2 protein-coding genes are annotated in these 2,425 nt (G+C 67.4%); both read left to right on the forward strand.

Annotated features, from left to right (window positions below; genetic code table 11):
- A partial coding sequence (locus tag HV701_RS26520) for an ABC transporter substrate-binding protein (RefSeq protein ID WP_175135967.1) occupies positions 1–1,106 on the forward strand: 1,106 nt, incomplete at its 5' end.
- 150 nt (positions 1,107–1,256) lie between these two features.
- Complete coding sequence (locus tag HV701_RS26525; protein WP_175135968.1) at positions 1,257–2,354, forward strand: ABC transporter substrate-binding protein; 1,098 nt, start codon at positions 1,257–1,259, stop codon at positions 2,352–2,354.
- Positions 2,355–2,425: the final 71 nt, after the last annotated feature.

The raw sequence follows: 2,425 nt of genomic DNA on the forward strand, positions 1-2,425 counted from the left end.
CCGGCCGCGCAATGGCCGCCTGGCTGGCCGCGGCCGGCGCGGCGCTGGTGTTGCTGGGCGCGCCCCCCGGCGCGGCGCGGGCGGCGGAAAACGCGCAGATCATCACCCGCTACCCGGCGCCGCAGCCGTCATCGCGCGTGCTGACCATCGCCGGCCCCACCGACACCCCGGTGGTGGCGCCGCTGATCCTCGGCTTCCAGGCGCAGCGGCCCGACGTGACCGTGGTGTACCGCGAGATGGGCAGCCGCGAACTGTACGAGGCCGCCATCGAGGACCGGCTCAAGGACGTGGACGTGCTGATGAGTTCGGCCTCGGACCTGCAGATCCGCCTGGCCAACGACGGCTACGCGCAGCGTTATGCGTCGCCATACGCGGCCAGGCTGCCATCGTGGGCGGTTTGGCGCGACGAGGTCTACGGCTTCACCTTCGAGCCGGCGGTGATCGTCTACAACCCCAAGCGCTACACCGAGGCCACCGTGCCGCGTTCGCGCCAGGACCTGCTGCGCACGCTGGAGCACGATCGCGCGCGGCTGCACGGACGCGTCGGCACCTACGACATCTCGCGCAGCAGCGTGGGCTACCTGATGGCCGAGCAGGACGAACTGGTGTCGTCGAACTTCTGGGGCCTGGCCAACGCCTTCGGCCAGGTCGGCGTGCGGTTGTCGGCCACCAGCGCCGAGCTGCTGGACGCCATCGAAAACGACGAAATTGACCTGGGCTACAACGTCCTCGGTTCGTATGCCCTGTCGCGCCAGGCGGCGGGCGCGAAGATCGGCGTGGTGTTCCCGCAGGACTATGTGCTGGTGCTGGCGCGCTCGGTGCTGATCGCGCGGCGCGCGCCCCACCCGGACCTGGGCCGCGCCCTGGTCGATTGGCTGCTGTCGCCGGCCGGCCAGCAGGTGGCGTCGAGCCATGCGGCGCTGGGTTCGATCATGGAAGACACGCCCGGCCGCTGGACCTCGGAAGCGGTGCTGGCGCGCTCGCAGGGCATCGTGCAGCCGGTGGTGCTGTCGCCGGCGCTGCTGGTGGGATTGGACCAGCGGCGCCACTCGCGCTTCGTGCAGAACTGGATCCGGCTGGTCACCGACACGCCCGAACGGCCGTAGCGCCGCCTCGGCCAGCCCGCGCCCGGACAGCGGGATTACCCCTATCCCCACTGCCGCGCCATGACAGGACGACGACAGACACCGAATCCTAAGATGGGTGCCAAGCAGGCTCCCGCGCCTGTCGATACCTATTCCAAACGGAGACAAGACATGCTTGCCAAGTCCAGACTGGCGGCCGCCTGCGCCGCTGCGTTCGCCATCGCCGCCGGTAGCGCCCACGCCCAGCAGGTTCCCGCCGGTTATCCGGCCGACTACCAGAAGATCCTCGACGGAGCCAAGAAGGAAGGCAAGGTCGTGATCTACTCGACCACCGACACCAAGGCCGCCGGCCCCATCATCAAGGGCTTCGAGGCGATGTATCCCGGCGTCAAGGTCGAATACAACGACATGAACAGCACCGAGCTGTACAACCGCTACATCAGCGAGCAGGCCGCGGGCGGCAGCAGCGGCGACATCGTCTGGAGCTCGTCGATGGACTCGGCCCTCAAGCTGGCCACCGACTACGCGCTGAAATACAAATCGCCCGAGGTGTCCAAGCTGCCGGCCTGGGCGGTATGGAAGGACTCGGCCTACGGCACCACCTACGAACCGGCGGTATTCATCTATAACAAGCGCCTGGTGCCCGCCAACGAAGTGCCGACCACGCACGGCGCCCTGGCCAAGCTGATCGCCAGCCAGCCGGACAAGTTCAAGAACAAGGTCACCACCTACGACATCGAGAAATCGGCGGTCGGCTTCATGCTGGCGGTACAGGACAAGAACAACGATCCCAAGTACTTCGAAACGCTCAAGGACATCGCCAAGGGCGGACTGGTGGTGCAATCGTCCACCGGCACCATGATGGAACGCGTGTCCTCGGGCGAAAACCTGATTGGCTACAACATCCTGGGTTCGTACGCCGAGACCCGCGCCAAGACCGATCCCTCGCTGGGCGTGGCCTATCCCACCGACTACGCGCTGGTGCTGTCGCGCGTGGCGTTCATCAGCAAGAAGGCCAAGCACCGCAACGCCGCCAAGCTGTGGATGGACTACCTGCTGTCGCGCAAGGGCCAGGAAATCATGGCCAACCAGGCCGACCTGGCCTCGGTCCGTGACGACATCGACGGCGACAACGACGTTGACGGCATGACCAAGAAGCTGGGCGCCTCGCTCAAGCCGATCCCGGTCAACGAAACGCTGCTGGACTACCTGGAGCAGAACAAGCGCCTGCAGTTCATCAAGGACTGGCGCGCCGCCACCGGCAAGTAAGCCTGAGCGCCCGTGGCGCGCGGGGGGGCTTGCCGCCCCGTGCGCCGCCGGCAGGCGGGCGGGCGCCGCGG

The organism is Achromobacter pulmonis, from assembly GCF_902859765.1.
In the GTDB taxonomy this organism is placed as follows: Bacteria; Pseudomonadota; Gammaproteobacteria; order Burkholderiales; family Burkholderiaceae_B; genus Achromobacter; species Achromobacter pulmonis.

What these genes read in the sequence shown, in the direction of transcription:
- HV701_RS26525 (WP_175135968.1), top strand. Translation starts at nt 1,257, where the DNA reads ATGCTTGCCAAGTCCAGACTGGCGGCCGCCTGCGCCGCTGCGTTCGCC.